Source organism: Halomonas stenophila, from assembly GCF_014192275.1.
Lineage (GTDB): Bacteria > Pseudomonadota > Gammaproteobacteria > Pseudomonadales > Halomonadaceae > Halomonas > Halomonas stenophila.
This window is the reverse complement of record NZ_JACHXR010000005.1, coordinates 25,111-44,503: the sequence shown is the minus strand read 5'-3', so window position 1 is coordinate 44,503 and position 19,393 is coordinate 25,111. Positions and strand designations below refer to the sequence as shown.

Genomic DNA, 19,393 nt, shown 5'->3' with positions numbered 1-19,393 from the left:
CCCTCTATTCATACGACCAATGTCGTATCCTGTAACGCAACACAAGCTTGACACACCCCCAACCAACCCCAATCATTTGAACGCAATAAGATCAAATACAAACCAGCACCAAACGACAACGCCCCAGGAGGTACCCATGTCGACTCGACTCGACGCGCTCAAGCAGCTCTCCCTGGTGGTCGCCGACACCGGCGACCTGACTGCCATCCGGCGCTACCAGCCCCAGGACGCCACTACCAATCCCTCGTTGATCCTCAAGGCCTTCGAACTGCCCGACTACCAGCCGCTGATCGATGAAGAGCTGGCGGCGATCCAGGCCGAGGGCGGCGATCGCCAGGCCCAGTCCGAACAGGCCGTAGACCGCCTCGCCGTGGCCATGGGCAGCGAGATCGCCCAGGTGGTGCCCGGCCGGGTCTCCACCGAGGTGGCCGCCAGGCTGTCCTTCGACACCCAGGCCAGCATCCGCAAGGCCCACGAGCTGGTCGAGCTGTACGAGCGGCGCGGCGTGTCGCGGGAACGCGTGCTGATCAAGCTGGCCTCCACCTGGGAGGGCATCCGCGCCGCCGAGGTGCTGGAGAAGGAAGGCATCAACTGCAACCTGACCCTGCTGTTCAGCGAGGCCCAGGCCCAGGCCTGCTTCGATGCCGGCGTCTTTCTGGTCTCGCCATTCGTCGGCCGGGTCACCGACTGGTACACGCAGGCGACCGGCCAGGACTTCACTCCCGAGACCGACCCCGGCGTGCAGTTCGTGCGGAGCGTCTGCCAGCGGGTCAGCCAAGGCGGCTTCAACACCGTGGTGATGGGGGCCAGCTTCCGCAACACCGGCCAGGTGCTGGCGCTGGCCGGCTGCCCCCGGCTGACCATCTCGCCGGCGTTGCTCGAGGAGCTGGCTGCCAACGAGGGGGAAGTGGCGCGTGGGGTCGAGATACAAGACGGCCGTGCCCAGCGCCCGGCGCCGCTCGGCGAGCCCGCGTTCCGCTGGGGCCACAACCAGGACGCCATGGCCAACGACAAGCTGGCCGAGGGCATCCGCCGCTTCGCCGAGGATCAGGCACACCTCGAGCGCCTGATCGCCGAGCGTCTCGCCGCCCACTGACCACAGGAATGCCGTCATGCCGACCCGTTTCGAACTGGCCAATGCCATCCGCGCCCTGTCCATGGATGCCGTCCAGAAGGCCAAGTCCGGCCATCCCGGTGCCCCCATGGGCATGGCCGACATCGCCGAGGTGCTGTGGAACGACTTCCTCGAGCACAACCCGGCCAACCCCCACTGGGCCGACCGCGACCGCTTCGTGCTGTCCAACGGCCACGGCTCCATGCTGCTCTATTCCCTGCTCCACCTGACCGGCTACGACCTGGGCCTTCAGGACCTGCAGCACTTCCGCCAGCTGCACTCGCGCACCCCGGGCCACCCCGAGCTGGGCTACACGCCGGGGGTGGAGACCACCACCGGCCCGTTGGGCCAGGGCCTGGCCAACGCCGTGGGCATGGCGCTGGCCGAGCGCACCCTGGCCGCCCGGTTCAACCGCCCCGGCCACGCCATCGTCGACCACCACACCTACTGCTTCCTGGGTGACGGCTGCCTGATGGAGGGCATCTCCCACGAGGTGTGCTCGCTGGCCGGCACCCAGGGGCTGGGCAAGCTGATCGCCTTCTACGACGACAACGGCATCTCCATCGACGGCGAGGTCGAGGGCTGGTTCACCGACGACACCGCCAAGCGCTTCGAGGCCTACGGCTGGCACGTGGTGCCCGGCGTCGACGGCCACAAGCCCGACGAGGTCAAGGCCGCCATCGAGCTGGCCCGCAGCCACGACGACAGGCCCAGCCTGATCATCTGCAAGACCATCATCGGCTTCGGCGCGCCCAACAAGCAGGGCAAGGAGGAATGCCACGGCGCGGCGCTGGGCGAGGACGAGGTCGCCGCGGCCCGTGAGCGTCTGAACTGGCCGCACGCCCCCTTCCATATCCCCGAGGCCATCTACCGGAGCTGGGACGCCCGCGAGCGCGGCGCCGCGCGCGAGGCCGACTGGAAGACCCGCTTCGACCGCTACGCCGCGGCCTACCCCGAGCTGGCCCGCGAGTTCCTGCGTCGCCAGAAGGGCGAGCTGCCCGCCGAGCTGACCAGCGAGGCGCTGATCGAGCAGGCCCAGGCCAAGGGCGAAACTCTCGCCAGCCGCAAGGCGTCGCTCAACTGCCTCAACGAGCTCGGCCTGCAGCTCCCGGAGCTGCTCGGCGGCAGCGCCGACCTGGCCCCGTCCAACCTGACCGTCTGGGACGGCGCCCAGGCGATCAGCGCCGGCTCTTCCACCCACCCCGCTGAGGGCTCCCCAGACGGCAACTACCTGCACTACGGGGTGCGCGAGTTCGGCATGGGCGCGATCATCAACGGCATCGCGCTGCACGGCGGCTTCATCCCCTATGGCGCCACCTTCCTGATCTTCATGGAGTACATGCGCAACGCCGTGCGCATGGCGGCGCTGATGGGCTTGCGGGCGATCCACGTGTTTACCCACGACTCCATCGGCCTGGGCGAGGATGGCCCCACTCACCAGCCGGTGGAACAGCTGGCCACCCTGCGCTCCACGCCCAACCTCTCCACCTGGCGGCCCTGCGACGCGGTGGAGACCGCCGCCGCCTGGCACGTCGCGCTCAAGCGCCACGCCGGCCCCACCGCGCTGGTACTGTCGCGCCAGGCGCTGGCCCACCAGCCCCGCGACCAGCATCAGGTGGCCAATATCGAGCGCGGCGGCTACGTGCTCAAGGATTGCGAGGACACCCCCGAGGCGATCCTGATCGCCACCGGTGCCGAGGTCGGCCTGGCCATGGACGCCGCCACCGAACTCGAGGCCCGGGGCCGGGCGGTCCGGGTGGTCTCCATGCCCTCCTGCGACACCTTCGATGCTCAGGACGCCGCCTATCGCCAGTCGGTACTGCCGGCGGGGGTCACCGCGCGGGTCGCCGTCGAAGCCGGCCATCGTGACGGCTGGTACAAGTACGTGGGCCTGGACGGCGAGGTGATCGGCATGGACCGCTTCGGTGAGTCCGGCAAGGCGGAAGACCTGTTCAGGCACTTCGGCTTCGGCGTCGACAACGTCATCGTCGCGACCGAGCGGCTGCTGACCCGGCGAGCCGCCTGATAACGACAGCGAGGGTCCGGCCGACGCCGAATCCTCGATGCCAACAGCGAAGAGTCTGGCGGCGCCTGATGGCGCCGCATACAATGTTCCGACCGTGGCCAGGCACCTCAGGCGCCCGGCCGCGGTCATTGTTCTCAGGGCGGGGTGAAAGTCCCCACCGGCGGTAATGGCTCTTTGGCCTCAGCCCGCGAGCGCCCGTGACGGCCGGCGTGCGGTTCCCCACCGACGCGGTCACGACCGGGGTCAGCAGATTCGGTGTGATTCCGAAGCCGACGGTGATAGTCCGGATGGAAGAGAATGGCTCGATCGACGGGTGCCGGTGGCGCCTGGCGGTCGATCCCGCATGCCCTGATTCTGGTGATATCAACGAGGAAAACCATGAATCAGTCCACCCCCAGTCACGCCCCCCGCATCGCCTTCATCCAGGCCAGCTGGCACAACGATATCGTCGGCCAGGCCCGCGAGGCGTTCACGACCACCCTCGCCGAGAGGCACGGCATCGACGCCGATCGGATCGAGGTCTTCAGCGTCGCCGGCGCCTACGAGATCCCCCTGCAGGCCAAGCTGCTGGCCAACAGTGGCCGCTATGCCGCCATCGTCGCCGCCGGCTTCGTGGTCGATGGCGGCATCTACCGCCACGACTTCGTTGCCCAGGCGGTGATCGACGGCATGATGCGGGTCCAGCTCGACACCGAGGTGCCGGTGCTGTCGGTGGTGCTCACCCCGCACCATTTCCACGAGCACGCCACCCACACGGCGTTCTTCCACGAGCACTTCGTGATCAAGGGACGCGAGGCCGCCGATGCCTGCGCCATGACGCTGGAGAACCACCGCCGGGCCCGGCGACTGGCCGGCTGACGCACGCCCCGTGCCTTCTGAACTCCCCCACGACACTGCCCGGCCCCGCGCCGGGCAGTGTCGCTTCATAGGCATCGCCGGGACAGGATTCGAGATCACGGGGTGGAGCCCCCTGGACACGCAAGCGCCGCCGGGCGGACCCGGCGGCACGGAGGGAAGGAACCGCGGAGGCGGAAATGGCCGCCTCCAGGGGTAGGCTACTGCTGCGCGAGTACGAAGGGCGCGGTGTAGCGATCCACGTTGTCCGAGGTGACCAGCATGCAGTCGAAGAGCTTCTTCTCGCTGCCGAGACCGGTCTCGCCGGTGCGAATGAACTGGTCCGCCAGGCGTACCGCCTGCTCGGAGAAGATGGCCACCGGCTGCAGCACCGTGTAGGCCATCTCGCCGGCCTTGACCGCATCGATCGCATCGGGTGAGCCATCGAAGCCACCGACGACCACCTCGTCGAGCTTGCCCGCCTCCTTGAGTGCGGCGATCGCGCCGAGCGCCATCTCGTCGTTCCCGCTGATCACGCCGTCGATGTCGGGATTGGCCTGCAGCAGGCTCTGCATCTTGTTGTAGCCCTGGGTGCGATCCCAGTTGGCGACGTCCACGCCGACCCGTTCCAGGGTCGGGTACTGGCTGAGCACGGTCTGGTAGCCGTTCGAGCGCGTCGCGGCGTTGTTGTCGGAGGGCGCGCCCTTGAGTTCGACGTACCCTGCCCCTTCGCCGACGCTCGCAACCCACTGCTGGGCGCCCAGGGCCGCTCCCTGGGCGTTGTTGGATACCAGTTGCGCCTCGGCCAGCCCCTGCTGGTTGATCTCGGCGTTGACGATGAACACCGGGATCCCGGCGTCGACGGCCTTGCGCACGGCGCCGATGGAGCCGTCGGAGTTGGCCGGGTCGAGGATGATCGCCTCGGCCTGGTTGGTGATAGCGGTATCGATCTGGCGGCTCTCGGTATTGGTATCCCCCTTGTGGGAACTCACGTTGGCCTCGTAGCCCAACTCCTCGGCGGTCTCCCGGGCGATCTTGCCCTCGGTGAACCAGTAGGGGTTGGAGTTATCGTTGACGATGATCGAGATGAGCCCCTTGTCCTGGGCCGCAGCGGCGCCGGCGAAGAGCGGCGCGCTTACGGCGAGGGCGGCGATCAGCAGGTGCTTTCCAGTCTTGAACATGGTGGACCTTCCTTACTGTTGTGGTTGTAATGCCGATGCATCGGCTGGGTTTGCGACAGCGGTTGGCGCCGGTCAGGCCGCGGCACGCTGTGGCGAGGAAGACGTCTGACCGCCGGAAGTCGCCGGGCGCGGCTTCTTGCGGCCCTTGTACTGGATGCTGTTGAGCAGCACGGCGAGCACGATGACGGCCCCGGTGAACACGGTTTGCCAGTAGGACGAGACGCCGATGATCACCAGCCCGTCGGACAGGAAGCCGATCACGAAGGCCCCGAGCAGGGTACCCCGCACGTTGCCGCGGCCGCCGGTCAGCGCTGCCCCGCCGATGACCACGCCAGCGATGGCGGTCAGCTCATAGGTGGTGCCCGCGGTCGGCCCCGCCGAGGTCAACTGCGACGACAGCACCAGGCCGGCGATGGCGGCGCAGATCCCCGACAGCACATAGACCGACACCTGCACGCGCTTGACCGGCACGCCGGACAGCTCCGCCGCCCGGGCGTTGCCGCCGGTGGAATACACCCAGCGACCGAAGGGGGTGCGCGACAGCGCCAGCATGGCGGCGATGGCCACGGCCGCCAGGATCAGCACGCCGACCGGTACGCCGAACAGCCGATTGAAGCCCAGCCAGTCGAAGCCGGTATTGCCAAGCTCCGGGCTGCCGCCGAGGTTGTTGAAGGTGAGGCCATCGGTCATCAGCAGGGCGACGCCGCGGGCGACGTAGAGCATGCCCAGGGTGGCGACGAACGCCGGCACCTTGAAACAGGCGATGAGCACGCCGTTGATGGCGCCGACCAGGGCGCCCAGCGCGCAGGTCAGGATGACGACCGCCCACACCGGCGGATAGACCACGACGCCGAAGGCCTCGAACGACACCCCCTGCATCAGGAAGCCGGCGAAGACGCCCGCGAACCCCAGCGTGGACCCCACCGACAGGTCGATGCCGCCGGTGAGGATCACCAGCAGCATGCCGATGGACAGCAGGCCGAAGATCGCCACATGCGACGACATGGTCAGGAAGTTGTTCGCCGAGAAGTAGACCGGCGACAGGATCGAGAAGATGAGGATGATCGCGATCAGGGCGAAGAACGCCCTGCCCTCGAGCAGCAGGCGTCCCAGGTCGAGTCCGCCACCGCTGGCATTCGGCTTGGTGTCGCGTTGAGCTTGGCTGGCATGGGTCATTGTTATGGTCTCCACTGGTTGTTGGCTCAGGCGGCCACGGCCTCGTCCGAGGCGGCCATGATCTCGGCCTTGCTGACGTCGGCACCGAACTCCGCGGCGATCCGGCCGCGACTCATCACCACCACCCGGTGCGCGATGCTCAGGCATTCGCCGAACTCGGAGGTGGTGAAGACCACGGCCAGCCCCTGCCGGGCGCCCTCGCTGAGCAACCGAAAGACCTCGGCCTTGGCGCCGATGTCGATGCCACGGCTGGGCTCATCGAGCAGCACGACGTCAGGATGGGTGGCCAGCATCTTGCCGATGACGACCTTCTGCTGGTTGCCCCCCGACAGCGAGCCGATCTCGGCCCTGCCGCCATCGGTCTTGATATGCACGTTGCGGATGGACTCCTCGACGACCGCCTGCTCCTCCCGACGCGAGGTGAACAGCCGGTGGGTAAAGGCGCCGATACTGGCCAGCGACAGGTTCTCGCCCACCGACATGGTCTGCACAAGCCCGTCGCGCTGGCGGTCCTCGGGCACCAGCACCAGCCCCTGCTCGATGCGCTCGGCGATGCTCAGCCGCGAGACGTCACGGCCCCCGAGGACGACGCTGCCCCCCGTCAGGGGAAGACGGCCGGCGACACTCTCGAGCAGCTCGGTACGCCCGGCGCCCATCAGGCCGTAGATGCAGACGATCTCGCCGGCCCGCACGTCCAGCGACAACCGATCGACGGCCGACCGATCGGGCAGCGAGGTGTCCGGGACGGACACCTCGCGCAGCGACAGGGCGACCTCGCCCATGCCGTAACCGCTGGGTGGCGAGCCGAGATCGAAGCCCTCACCGACCATGTTGCGCACGATCCACTCCAGGTCGATGTCTCGGCGCGGGGCATAGGCCGTCATGGTGCCATCGCGCAGCACCACGGCATGGTCGGTAATCGTGAGGGCTTCCTCGAGATGGTGGGAGATGTAGACGATCGAGACGCCACGGCTCTTGAGGTCGCGGATCACCCGGAACAGCACTTCCACCTCCGAGGCGGAGAGTGCCGAGGTCGGCTCGTCCATGATCAGGATGCGCGAGTTCACCGACAGCGCCCGGGCGATCTCGACGATCTGCTGCTGTCCCAGGCGCAGTTCTTCCACCGGCGTCAGCGGATCGATGGGCTCATCCAGCTCTTCCATCAACGACCGCGTCTGGCGCTCCTCCTCGGCGTAGTCGATGCCGGTCCGCCCCCCCAGCTCGCGTCCCATGAAGATGTTGTCGCGCACACTGAGATTGGGGGCGAGACTCAGCTCCTGGTGGATGATCGAGATGCCGAGGCGCTGCGCCTCGGTGGTCGAGGCGACACTCACCGGTCGGCCATCCAGGAGGATCTCGCCGGAGGTCGGCTGCAACACCCCCGAGAGGATCTTCATCAGCGTCGACTTGCCGGCCCCGTTCTCGCCGAACAGGGTCGTGACCTGGCCGCGATGGATATCGAAGTTCACCGACTTCAGGGCATGGACGTTGCCGAAGGACTTGGCGATATGGCGTGCCGAGAGGATGACCTCGTCGATGGTGTCTTGTTCTTGAAATGTCGGGTTCATGGCATGCTCATCCGTCATTCAGGGAAATCGGGCTCACTGGACGCTCAGGCTGACCGGCGTCACCAGCCAGTTGCGCGGATTGATCAGCTTGAAGACACCGGTGACCGCGATGGTCCGGCCGGTGAGCTCCCCGGTGTCGATACTCGCCAGCACCTGCGCCTTCATCTCGTCGTTGATCGCCGCGCCGGCGTTCTGGTACTCGATCTGGTTGGTGAACTGGCCGAACTGAATGGTGCCGGTGGCATCCCGCAGGTCGGTGCCGTTGATGGCCGGCCCGGTCTGGACCCGGATCGTCAGGTCGCCGGGAAGGCCCTCGACATCGACCGTGTAGATCCCAGCCTTGCCCTCCCCGACCACGCCGGAGAAGCGGACGGGGACCACCGGGCCGATGCCGGCCGCCACGCCGTAGCGCTCGCCGGCCGCCGCCTTGTCCTTGGCGATGGCGGCGGCCAGTTCAGTGGCCTCGACGGCACGCTCCTCGACGCTGGCTTGCACGTCGGGAAACTGCTCCGCCCCGAAACGTTCGGCCGAGAAGCCATCATCGACGACCTCCGCCTGGGAGCCGATTGTCATGACCGTGGTGTCCAGGGCCATGGCGCCCAGCAGGACGACCGCGACGCCGATGGCTGCGGCGAGGCCTCGCCCCTTCCCGGGACGCGGCAGCGATATGGCATTGGTTGACGCACTCATGGTGAAAGACCTCCTGTTGTTGGAATCTCGGTACTGGCGTGAGCGTCAAGTCGGGCTCAGGAGGCGGCGACGCTGTCGACCCCGGCAGCGGCCCTCGCGCTCTCGGGCGCGTCGATCTGCCGACTCACCCAGGCCTCGACCCGCTCGGTCTCCGACTCGCTCATGATCAGGTAGAGCTTGGTGCGTCGCTCGAGGATGTCGGCGGCGCTGCGCGCCCATTCGTGATCGACCAGATAGCGCGCCTCGGCGGCGTAGAGGTCGGCCCCCAGGCGCTCGCCCAGGTCCGCGTAGTCCCTGGCCTCGCCGAGGATCCGCCGGGCGATGGTGCCGTAGAGGCGGGCGTAGCGGGTGACGGTGGCCGCCTCGAGCCAGGGGTAGTCGCGCTTGAGGCCCTCGAGGAAGGCCTCGAAGTCGGCCCCCGGCATGTCGCCGCCGGGCAGCGGCGCGGTCTCGTTCCACCTTTTGCCCATCGCCGGAAGGTAGGGCGCGAGCTGGTCCAGGCCATGCTCGGCGAGCTTGCGGTAGGTGGTGATCTTGCCGCCGAACACCGACAGCAGCGGCGCCTTGCCACCGGCGTCGGAGACGTCGAAGACGTAGTCGCGGGTCACCGCCGAGGGATTATCCCGGGAGTCATCGAACAGCGGCCGGATCCCGGAGAAGCTGGTCAGGATGTCATCCCGGCTATAGGGAGTCTCGAAGTAGCGATTGACCACGCCGAGCAGGTAGTCGATCTCCCGCTCGTCGATCGCCACCCGGTCCGGATCGCCCTCGTAGACGATGTCGGTGGTGCCCACCAGCAGCTTGTCGCCCTCGTAGGGATTGACGAAGATCACCCGCTTGTCGTCGTTCTGCAGCAGGTAGGAGTTGGCGGTGGCGTAGCGCTTGGGCAGCACGATGTGGCTGCCCTTGACCAGCTTGACCCGGTCCTTGCCACCCTGGTCGAAGGCGCCCTTGAGCACCTTGTCCACCCAGGGGCCGGCGGCATTGATCACCGCCCTGGCGGCGAGCGTGCTGACCTCGCCGCTGTGGGTATCGGTGAGCTCTACCTCCCAGTGATCGGCCAGCCGGGTCGCCCGGGTGCAGGCGGCACGGGTGTAGACCCTGGCCCCGAGACGCGCGGCGTCGAGCGCATTGAGGACCACCAGGCGGGCATCGTCCACCCAGCAGTCGGCGTACTCGAAGCCCTTGGGATAGTCGTCCTTGATCGCCTCGCCTTCCGGGCAGCGACGCAGGTCGAGGCCGCGGCTGCCGGGCAGCAGGTCGTCCTTTCCGCCCAGGTGGTCATAGAGGAACAGGCCCGCGCGCACCAGCCAGGCCGGACGCTGCTCGGGGCTGTGGGGCAGCACGAAGCGCATCGGCCAGATGATGTGCGGCGCCTTCTTGAGCATGACGCTGCGCTCCTTGAGGGCCTCGCGCACCAGGCGGAATTCGTAGTACTCCAGGTAACGCAGGCCGCCGTGGATCAGCTTGCCGCTGCGCGACGACGTGCCCTGGGCCAGGTCGTCCTTCTCGCACAGGGCGACGGACAGGCCGCGGCCGGCGGCGTCCCGGGCGAAGCCCGCGCCGTTGATGCCGGCTCCGATGATCAGCAGGTCGTAGAGCGGCCGGCGGTCGCGGGTCCGAGGCTGGGCGGATGAATCGGGCATGGTGGTTATCTCCTGTCGAGGGATGGCGTGGACCGCTTCAGCGTTCGGCGTTGACGCGCTCGAGATGGCGCCAGAAGCCATCCGAATTGGTGTGGGAACGGCGATAGACCCCGAACAGTCGCTCGTAGAGGTTCTGCAGGGCGGGATCGGGCGACACGCATTCCTCGGCCAGGAAGGGGGTCACCCAGGTCCGGCAGGCCTCGGCCAGATCGCGGTGGTGCCCCAGGCACAGGCTTGCCACCATGGCGGCGCCCGCCGCGCCGGTTTCGCCCCGCGTCAGGGTGCGCACCGGCACGCCCATCACCGAGGCGAGAATGGTGCACAGCGTCCTGCTCTGGGCGGCGCCGCCGGTCAGCCGCAGTTCCTCCGGGTGAGCCTCCAGGGCGTGGTAGCAATCGCGGGCGGCGAAGGCGACGCCCTCATAGATGGCCCGCGCCATGTGCAGATGGTTGACCTCGGTGGAGAGTCCCAGGAACTGGGCCCGGGCGCGGGGGTTGAAGAAAGGGCCGCGCTCGCCGTTGGCGCAGATGAAGGGGTGATAGATCAGCCGCCCCGGCTCGGTGGTGGCCAGCGCCGCGTCGAGTCTCGGCAGAAGCCCCTCGGCGGTCAGTGGCGCTTCGCCCAACGCCTCGAGCATCTGGTTCAGCCCCTTGAGGAACCACTCCAGGTTGAGAGTGGCGGCCATGTTGGAACACAGCTGGACCCAGGTGTCGGGCGCGATGCACGGCATGGTGTAGCAGGACTGATTGCTGAGCACGATATCGCGCGGATCCTCGCGCACGCACAGGTGAGCCCCGGTGGTGCCGATGATGCTGCAGGCCACTCGCTTGCCGGGCTCATAGACCCCGGCGCCCAGCCCCGTGGCCAGCATGTCCACCGGTGCCAGCACCACCGGTGTGCCCTCGGTCACGCCGATCTCGCGGGCCACCTCGGCGCCGAGGACACCGTGCTCGCGACTGCCGTCGACGATCCGCGGCAGTCGCTCGCGGTACCTGTCCAGGCCGAACGCATTGAGCACCGTGTCCGAGTAATCGCCGCTGCGGAAGTCGCCGTAGGTCCACATTGCCTCGGCCGGATCGGTGGCGCGGTCGCCGGTCAGGCAGAAGTACAGCCAGTCCTTGCAATGGAAGATGGTGGCCGCCGCGGCGACGCGCTCGGGATCGTGACGTTCGAGCCAGCTCAGCTGGCCGCTCTGGATCGACTGGTTGAGCCCGGTTCCGGTGTGCCGGTAGGTCTCGGGCCCGGTACGGGTCGCCCGCCAGTGGGAGACGATGTCGCTGGCGCGGCTGTCGAGCCAAAGCAGGGCATCCCCCACGGGCCGGCCCTTGGCGTCGATCATCCAGGTGCCGTCGCCCTGTCCGGTCACCGCGATGGCGGCCAGACGCGGGACAAGCGCCGGGTGGTCGGCGAACAGGCGCTGGAGCGTGGCCCGGGCCGCCTCCCAGGTGCCCGGCAGACTCTGCTCGACGCCCCCGTCGGGAAGGGTCTCGAGGCGATTTTCGCACTGGGTCTTGGCCAATTCGCAGCCCTGGCGATCGAAGGCCACCGCCTTGATCACCGAGGTGCCGGCATCCAGACCGACGATCACGTCATCCTGCATGGGGCACCTCCCCAGCGGGGCCGGTGTCGAAGCGCGCGTTGGTATTGTCGTGGGTCGGGCTCGACATGATGTTGTCTCTTGTTGTGAGCTGGCGTGCGGCCCGGCGAGGCAGCGCCGCCTGGTGCATCGAGGAAGATCGTCGGGCCCGGCGACGTTCGTCTCGCCTGGCGGCCATGCGCGTCTTCCGTTGTTATCGTTGCTGTGGCGTGTGTCGGCTTGCGCTCGTGGTGGCTAGTCCGTCTCCTCGTCGAGCAGGTCCAGCACCGCACGGGCGACGACCTCGTCGGTGATCAGTCCCTTGAGCAGCCCGCTGCGCAGCACCGAGAGGGTGGCGCGCACCTTCTCCTCGCCCCCGGCGACGGCGATGATGTGGTGGTCGTGCAGTTGCTCGAGGCCGAGCCCGAGGGTGCGGGCGTTGATCTCGGCATCCACCCGATTGCCGTGGGCATCCAGGAACTGGCCCAGCAGTTCCGCCTCGGCGCCGGCCTCATGCAGCCGGCGGGCGTCCTCGGCGTCGATCTCGCCGAGTTCCATCAGCAGCGAATGGCCCTGCGACGGCACCGCGCCCAGCCCCACCATGGTCAGGTCGGCGGACGTGGCGATGTTGATGACGTCCTGGACGCTGCGCTGCTCCATCAGCACGCGCTTGTGCTCGGCGGTGTCGGCGAACAGAGGCACTGGCAGCAGGTAGCCCTCGCCGCCGGTCTTGTCGACCAGGCGATGGATGACGTCATAGGGGTTCAGGGCCATCTTGCGTACCACGCTGCCCAGCACCGGGACCATCTTGAGTCCCGAGCAGTCCATCTGCGGCAGGCAGTTGACCATCTCCGACAGGCTGCGCCCCCAACCCAGCCCCAGCACCTCGACGCTCCGGGTATCCAGCCGGCTCTTCAGGTAATAGGCCGCGGCCATGCCCAGGTTGGCGAAGGGGTTAGCACCCTCCTCCACCGGCATCGCCGGCACCACGGAACACATCTCGAGATTCATGCGCTGCTTGAGTTCGTCCTCCAGGGTCAGCAACGCCTCGGGCGAGCCCTTGATGAACACCTGCACCGCGCCCATCTCGTGGGCCGCGGCGATCAGCCGGTGCACCTTCATGCGCGACACCCTCAGGCGGTCGGCGATCTGTGCCTGGGTATAGCCCCCCACATAGGAAAGCCAGGCCGCCCTCAGGGCCAGGTCACTCTCACTATGGCTGGGCGTGGTGTTTTTCATGGCTCTCTCCGTTTTGATATTTTGTTCGTTCGCTGTTAAAAATAACGCTAGAGGAGGTTATCGGCGCTGTCAAGGCGTTCCGCAGGTGCGGGGCGACAGCCGCGAAAGCCCCTCCATCGCCGGCCTGACGGCGCCACGACACGGCGGAGCGGGCCACACCAACAACGACAAAGCGGGAGGTCAGCGTGCTCAAGCTCGCCGCCAATCTGACGTTCATGTTCACCGAGGTGCCCTTCCTCGAGCGCTTCGCCCGAGCCCGTGCCGCGGGCTTTCGCTACGTGGAGTTCCATAACCCCTATCCGTTCTGCGAGCGCCTCGAGGAGATCCGCGATGCCGCGACCCGGGCCGGCGTAGGGATCATTCATTTCAACCTGCCGGGAGGTGACTGGGAGGCGGGTGAGCGGGGCATCGCGGTGCTGCCGGATCGCACCGCCGAGTTCTTGCGGGGGCTCGACACCACCATCGAGATCGCCACCCGGCTGGGCGCCAGACAACTCAACTGCCCGCTGGGCTATCCGCGCCCGGACATGTCACAGGAGCTACAGCAGCGGACTCTGGTCGACAACCTGCGCCATGCCGCCGAGGCCACCGCCCAGGCCGGCATCCGCTTGTTGGTGGAACCACTCAACCCCCTCACGCACCCCGGCTACCCGCTGGTCAAAACGGCTCAGGCGGTGGCCCTGCAGGATGCCGTCAACCATCCCAACCTGTTGATCCAGTACGACTTCTATCAGATGCAACGCTCTGAGGGAGAGCTCATCGAGACACTGCGCGGTCACCTGGATCGCATCGGTTTCGTCCAGCTGGCGGACAATCCAGGACGCCACGAACCGGGCACCGGGGAGATCAACTACCGCTACCTGTTCGGCGAGCTGGAGCGCATGGCCTTCGATCGTTTCATCTCGCTGGAGTACAGCCCCAGTACCGAGACCGAGGCGTCGCTCGAGTGGATCCGCGACTACGGCATCCGCCACGCCTGACGTGCGTTACGGCATCGACGACACCGACTGACCACACGAGGAAATCCATCATGACCACGCCATTCTGGTTAGGCACCAGCTGGAAGATGAACAAGACGCTGGGCGAGGCCGCCGACTACTGCGCCGCCCTGCGGGACGCCGAACTGCTGCGCGACCCGCGGATGCAAGGTTTCGTGATTCCACCCTTCACCGCGCTGAGCGAGGTGTGCCGGGCCCTGGCCGATACGCCGGTGATGGTCGGCGCCCAGAATATGCACTGGGCCGATTCCGGCGCCTACACCGGGGAGGTGTCGCCGCCGATGGTCCGGGACTGCGGCGCCGACATCGTCGAGCTGGGGCACTCCGAGCGGCGCGAGTCCTTCAACGAGACCGACACGGCGATCAACCGCAAGGTCAAGGCCGCCCTGGCCCAGGGGCTCAGACCGCTGATCTGCGTGGGCGAAACCGCCGAGGAGAAGGCCCTGGGCGTGGCCGCCGACACCGTGATCCGCCAGTGCCGGATCGCCCTGAGTGACGTTCCCGACGAGGCCATGAACCGCGTGCTGATTGCCTACGAGCCGGTATGGGCCATCGGCGAGCACGGCACTCCCGCCACCGCCGAGGATGCCGGCTGGATGCACCGCCGGATCCGCGAGGCGCTGCCGACCACGGCCCAAGGCACTCCCCTGCCGGTGCTCTACGGCGGCAGCGTCAACCTCGCCAACTGTGCCGAGCTTGCCGCCCTGCCCGAGGTCGCCGGCCTGTTCATCGGTCGCAGCGCCTGGCAGCCGGAGGGACTGCTCGGCATCGCCGAGCGCGTCCTCGAGGTCCGGCGACCCCTGGCCTGAGGTCCCGGCACCAGACATAAAAAAACCCCGGCGCGAGGCCGGGGAAGCGAGAGTCCCGGAAGGGACGAGGAAGCAGGGATCGAGACGACTCAGCCCTTGACGCCTCCCGAGGTCAGCCCGCCGACGATCCAGCGCTGGCAGAACAGGAAGACCAGGGTGATGGGCAGTCCCGAGAGCACCGCGGCGGCGGCGAAGTCGCCCCAGCGCTGGTTGTGCTCGGCGAGGTACTGCTGGGCGCCGACGGCCAGGGTCAGCTTGTCCTCGTCGAGCAGCAGCACCGAGGCCATCGGGTATTCCATGATCGACATGATGAAGGCGAGGATGAACACCACCACCAGGATCGGCACCGACAGCGGCAGCAGGATATGCCGGAAGGCCTGCCAGGTGCTGGCGCCGTCGACCATCGCCGCCTCCTCCAGCGAGCCGTCGATGGACTCGAAGTAGCCCTTGATCGTCCAGATATGCAGCGCCACCGCGCCCAGCGAGGCCAGGATCAGCGCGCCATGGGTATTGATGCCCAGCCACGGGACCAGTTGCCCCAGGCGATCGAACAGCGCGTAGAGGGCCACCAGCGAGAGGACCGCCGGGAACATCTGGAAGATCAGCATGCCCTTGAGGATCGGCGCCTTGCCCTTGAAGCGCATCCGCGCGAAGGCATAGGCGCTGGTGGTGGAGAGCGCCAGGATCATCAACGAGGACACCACCGCCACCTTGATCGAGTTCCACAGCCATAGCAGCACCGGGAACGGCGGCTGGACGACGCTGCCGTCGGCTCGCTCCCAGGGGATGCCGAAGGCCAGCGCCCAATGCTCGAGCGAGAAGCGCTCGGGGATCAGGCTGCCGGTGGCGAAGTTGCCCTCGCGGAAGGAGATCGAGATCACCAGCAGCAACGGGAACACCACCATGGCGACGAAGCCCAGCAGCGCCAGATGGGCGCCCAGCTTGCGGGCGCGGATGGAACGGGGTTGAACCATGGCCATGAGACGACTCCTCTTAGACCTTGACCTTGGACAGGCGCAGGTTGAGCGCCGAGAGGCCGACCACCAGCAGGAAGATCAGGGTGGCGATGGCCGCCGCCAGGCCGAAGTTCTGGCCGGCATCCTGGAAGGCGATGCGGTAGGTGTAGCTGACCAGCAGGTCGGTGGTGCCCGCCGGCGTGCTCGCGCCGAGGATGTCCGGGCTCCCTTCGGTGAGCAGGGCGATCAGCACGAAGTTGTTGAAGTTGAAGGCGAAGGCGGCGATCAGCAACGGCGTCAGCGGCTTGAGGATCAGCGGCAGGGTGATCCTGAACACGTTGGTCAGCGGCCCGCCGCCGTCCACCGCCGAGGCCTCGAAGAGGTCGCGGGGGATCGACTGGATCAGCCCCATGCACAGCAGCAGCATGTAGGGATAGCCCAGCCAGGTGTTGACGATCAGCAGCATGGTGCGAGCCAGCGCCGGATCGGTGAACCAGTCGGGGCTGATGCCGAACAGGTTCTCGAGGATCAGGTTTATCTCCCCGTAGTTCTGGTTGAACATGCCCTTGAAGATCAGGATCGAGATGAAGGCCGGCACCGCATAGGGCAGGATCAGCAGGGTGCGGTAGAGGGCCTTGCCGCGCAGATGCTCCCACTGCAGCAGCGACGCCAGCACGAAGCCCACCGCCAGGGTGAACACCACCGTCAGCCCGGCGAAGACAAAGGTCCAGACGAAGATCTGCAGGAAGGGCCCGCGAATGTCCGGGTCGGTGAAGATACTGGTGTAGTTGTCCAGGCCCACCGCCACCGGCCAGCCGGGGGTGAGCCGCTCGCCGTCCTCGGTGACGAAGAAGCCGTGCTCGTGGTCGGGCGTCAGGATGCCGCCGTCGCGCCGGTCGGTCAGGCTGCCGTCGGGGTTCTCGGCAAAGCGCGGCAGCATCGGCGCGAAGCTGCGCAGGCCGGACATCTTGAGCTCGGTGCCGTCCGGCGTCACCAGGGTCAGGGCCTCGAGGGCATCGCGCAGGGCGATCACCTCGCGGATGCCCAGCGCCTCGCCCGACGGGGCCGCCTGGGCCGGCTCGACCGCCAGGGGTTGCCCTGCCTCGGCGTGCGCCAGCGGCCTGGACACCAGTTGCCGCGCGCCCTCCAGGTCGCCGGCGCCCTTGGCCTCCAGATAGAGGCGCGTCCGATTGCCCTCACGGACCAGTTGGAAGTCGAAGGCCTGTCCCTCGGCCTGGTAGGTCTGGCCGAGGAACTGGGCCCGCACCCGCTCCTCGCTGAGCAGGTTGCTCGAGCTGTAGTTGCTGAAGCTGATGCCGATGGTATAGACCAGCGGGAAGATCACGAACACGCCCATCCCGGCCAGTGCCGGGAAGATGTAGCGATGACTCATCAGCTCACGCTTGCCGAACACGATCGCCAGGCTGCCCCCCAGCACCAGGAACAGCAGCGAGAACATCCACTGGCCGCGCAGGTGGAAGGCCACCACCAGCCATAGCGTGGCCAGCACCAGCAGTGCGGTCAGGGCGCGCAGCGCCCAGCGGGTGTAGCGCTCGGCGGGGTAGCGGGAGCGATGGCGCGGCAAGCCGCGCGAAGCATTGGTCACAAACATGGGGTCACCTGCGGTCTGCCCCGGCCTGGCGGTGGTTCACCGCCGGCCGGGGTCATGGACACGGGAAGGGGAGCATCACTCGATGGCGTTGCGGATGCGCTCGGCGGCGGCATCCAGTGCCGGCTCGGGGGCCTGTCGGCCGCTGCCGATGTTCTCCAGCGCCGGCCCCATGGCCGACCAGAAGGCGCCCATTTCGGGAATGTTCGGCATCGGCTCGCCGATCTCGGCATTGGCCAGGGTCGCGGCGATCCGCGGATCGCTCTCCAGGTCCTGCTGGTAGGCCTTGTGGGCCATGGCGCCCAGCGAACCATCGCCGTTGAAGGTGCGCAGGCCCTGCTCCTCGAGCAGGTAGCTCTCGAGGAACTCGGTGGCCAGGAAGTCGTTGGGCGAGGCCGAGTTGATCATCGCGGCCATCACCCCGAACATCGGCTTGGCCCGCTCGTCGCCGACCCTGGGCAGCAGCGCCACGCCGAAGTCGATGCCGCTCTTCTCCAGGTTGCTCCAGGCCCAGGGACCGCTGATCATGGTGGCCACCTCGCCCTTGTTGAACCGCGTATCGGTGACGCTGTAGTCGGTGCCCTCGGGCAGCATACCGCTCTCGATCAACTCACGCAGCAGGCGTGCCCCTTCCATGGCCCCGGCGTTGTTGACCCCGATATCGCCGATCTCATAACCCTCCTCGGTGCGCTGGAAGGGGTAGCCGCCATTGGCCGCCAGCAACGGCCAGCTGAAGTAGGGTTCGCCATAGTTGAAGAGGATCGCCTTCTTGCCCTCCTGCTCGAGCTCGGCGTCGAGCGCGGCGAGGTCGGCGAAGCTCTCGGGGGGTGTCTCCACCAGGGCCTTGTTGTAGATCAGGCCCAGCGACTCCACCGAGATGGGATAGCCGTAGGTCTCGCCGTTCCACTCGACGGCGTCCCAGGTGAAGTCGAAGTAGCGTTCACGGTAGCTGTCGGAGGGCGCGACGGCCTTGAGCAGGCCGCTCTGGGCCCACTCGCCCATGCGGTCGTGGGCGAAGATCACGATGTCCGGCCCCTGGCCGCTGCCGGCGGCCTGCTGGAAGCGGTTGGTCATGTCGTCGGGGTGGACGATGTCGATGGCGATGCCGGTGTCGGCCGTGAACCGCTCGGCCACCTCGCGGATGCCCTGGGGGCCCTTGTTGTCGCCGATCCAGATGGTCAGGCGGTCGTCCTCGAAGGCCATCGCCGGGAGGGCGGCGCCGGCGCTCAGGGTGGCGGCCAGCAGCGGGGTGAGGAAGGCGTGGCGTCGGGTCATGGGTCGCTACCTCGGGTGTTGTCGTGGCGTGTTGTGTTGTTGTGGCGTCACCCCGTATCGCGCAGGCGGCACGGGATGCCGGTAGCGCCTAGCCTGGTCAATCCGGGGCGGGGCTTCCTCCTCCCCGGGGGGAGCGGGGGTGGCGTATGGGCGGGGCGTAGGGCGGGGGAAGCCGGGCATCCCGCAGGAGGAGGGCAGGTTCGATCGCCCTGACCGCGACCCTGGCCCTGTCGGCCCTGCCAGCCATGGCCGCCACCGACACCTCCCCTTCCCTGGGCGACCCCCTGCGCCTGGGCGACGCGCAAGCGGTGATGATCCATCTGTTCGAATGGCGCTGGGACGATATCGCCACCGAGTGCGAGACCCATCTCGGCCCGGCCGGCATCGACGCCGTGCAGGTCTCGCCGGCCAACGAGCATATCGCCCTCGATGGCGTCGACGGGGCCTGGTGGGCCCGCTACCAGCCGGTGAGCTATGCGCTGACCTCGCGCAGCGGCGACCGCGGCTTCCTGGCCATGAATCGCGCCGAGGCGACTTGGGCGGCCACGCTCGACACCGGCCTGCCGGCGGGCGAGTACTGCAACCTGCTGGATGACTGCGCCACCCGGGTGACGGTGGACGCGGCGGGCCGGGGCGCGTTCGCGGTCCCCCGCGACGCCGCCGTGGCGCTGCGCGCCGACCGGCCCGCGCCATGAC

General features: G+C 67.8%; 16 protein-coding genes and 1 riboswitch. Of the genes, 6 read left to right on the top strand and 10 right to left on the bottom strand.

Annotated elements, in window-relative coordinates; genetic code table 11:
* Positions 1–136: 136 nt before the first annotated feature.
* The 3 genes from tal (at position 137) to FHR97_RS10345 (ending at position 3,998) form a co-directional block, all read left to right on the top strand.
* On the top strand, positions 137–1,096 hold the full coding sequence (tal, locus tag FHR97_RS10355; protein WP_183383732.1) for a transaldolase: 960 nt from the start codon (positions 137–139) through the stop codon (positions 1,094–1,096).
* Between the two features lie 16 nt (positions 1,097–1,112).
* A complete protein-coding gene (tkt, locus tag FHR97_RS10350; RefSeq protein WP_183383731.1) occupies positions 1,113–3,140 on the top strand; it encodes a transketolase in 2,028 nt (675 codons plus the stop codon).
* A 126-nt stretch (positions 3,141–3,266) separates the two neighbouring features.
* Positions 3,267–3,443: riboswitch (FMN riboswitch) on the top strand.
* A 75-nt stretch (positions 3,444–3,518) separates the two neighbouring features.
* A complete protein-coding gene (locus FHR97_RS10345; protein ID WP_183383730.1) occupies positions 3,519–3,998 on the top strand; it encodes a 6,7-dimethyl-8-ribityllumazine synthase in 480 nt (159 codons plus the stop codon).
* 197 nt (positions 3,999–4,195) lie between these two features.
* Here the strand turns inward: FHR97_RS10345 and FHR97_RS10340 are convergent, their stop codons facing one another.
* From FHR97_RS10340 to FHR97_RS10310, 7 genes are all read right to left on the bottom strand, one after another.
* A complete protein-coding gene (locus tag FHR97_RS10340; protein WP_183383729.1) occupies positions 4,196–5,155 on the bottom strand; it encodes a D-ribose ABC transporter substrate-binding protein in 960 nt (319 codons plus the stop codon).
* A gap of 72 nt (positions 5,156–5,227) precedes the next feature.
* Entirely contained in the window at positions 5,228–6,331 is a 1,104-nt protein-coding gene (locus FHR97_RS10335) for an ABC transporter permease (RefSeq protein WP_183383728.1), read from the bottom strand.
* Between the two features lie 26 nt (positions 6,332–6,357).
* On the bottom strand, positions 6,358–7,899 hold the full coding sequence (locus FHR97_RS10330) for a sugar ABC transporter ATP-binding protein (protein WP_183383727.1): 1,542 nt from the start codon (positions 7,897–7,899) through the stop codon (positions 6,358–6,360).
* Positions 7,900–7,932: 33 nt separating this feature from the next.
* Complete coding sequence (locus FHR97_RS10325; protein WP_183383726.1) at positions 7,933–8,589, bottom strand: DUF2291 family protein; 657 nt, start codon at positions 8,587–8,589, stop codon at positions 7,933–7,935.
* Between the two features lie 56 nt (positions 8,590–8,645).
* Entirely contained in the window at positions 8,646–10,235 is a 1,590-nt protein-coding gene (locus tag FHR97_RS10320) for a glycerol-3-phosphate dehydrogenase (protein ID WP_183383725.1), read from the bottom strand.
* 37 nt (positions 10,236–10,272) lie between these two features.
* Entirely contained in the window at positions 10,273–11,835 is a 1,563-nt protein-coding gene (locus tag FHR97_RS10315; RefSeq protein ID WP_183383724.1) for an FGGY-family carbohydrate kinase, read from the bottom strand.
* A 231-nt stretch (positions 11,836–12,066) separates the two neighbouring features.
* A complete protein-coding gene (locus FHR97_RS10310; protein WP_183383723.1) occupies positions 12,067–13,050 on the bottom strand; it encodes a sugar-binding transcriptional regulator in 984 nt (327 codons plus the stop codon).
* A gap of 185 nt (positions 13,051–13,235) precedes the next feature.
* Between FHR97_RS10310 and FHR97_RS10305 the strand changes: the two genes are divergently transcribed.
* On the top strand, positions 13,236–14,030 hold the full coding sequence (locus tag FHR97_RS10305) for a TIM barrel protein (protein WP_183383722.1): 795 nt from the start codon (positions 13,236–13,238) through the stop codon (positions 14,028–14,030).
* Between the two features lie 50 nt (positions 14,031–14,080).
* Positions 14,081–14,857: a triose-phosphate isomerase gene (locus tag FHR97_RS10300; RefSeq protein ID WP_183383721.1), complete on the top strand. Its 777-nt coding sequence runs from the start codon at positions 14,081–14,083 to the stop codon at positions 14,855–14,857.
* Positions 14,858–14,946: 89 nt separating this feature from the next.
* On the opposite strand, the gene malG is transcribed toward FHR97_RS10300, so the two are convergent.
* From malG to malE, 3 genes are all read right to left on the bottom strand, one after another.
* Positions 14,947–15,837: a maltose ABC transporter permease MalG gene (gene malG / locus FHR97_RS10295; protein WP_183383720.1), complete on the bottom strand. Its 891-nt coding sequence runs from the start codon at positions 15,835–15,837 to the stop codon at positions 14,947–14,949.
* A gap of 13 nt (positions 15,838–15,850) precedes the next feature.
* A complete protein-coding gene (malF, locus tag FHR97_RS10290; protein WP_183383719.1) occupies positions 15,851–17,425 on the bottom strand; it encodes a maltose ABC transporter permease MalF in 1,575 nt (524 codons plus the stop codon).
* Positions 17,426–17,500: 75 nt separating this feature from the next.
* Positions 17,501–18,697: a maltose/maltodextrin ABC transporter substrate-binding protein MalE gene (gene malE, locus FHR97_RS10285; protein WP_183383718.1), complete on the bottom strand. Its 1,197-nt coding sequence runs from the start codon at positions 18,695–18,697 to the stop codon at positions 17,501–17,503.
* A gap of 245 nt (positions 18,698–18,942) precedes the next feature.
* Between malE and FHR97_RS10280 the strand changes: the two genes are divergently transcribed.
* Complete coding sequence (locus tag FHR97_RS10280) at positions 18,943–19,392, top strand: alpha amylase C-terminal domain-containing protein (protein ID WP_183383717.1); 450 nt, start codon at positions 18,943–18,945, stop codon at positions 19,390–19,392.
* Position 19,393: the final 1 nt, after the last annotated feature.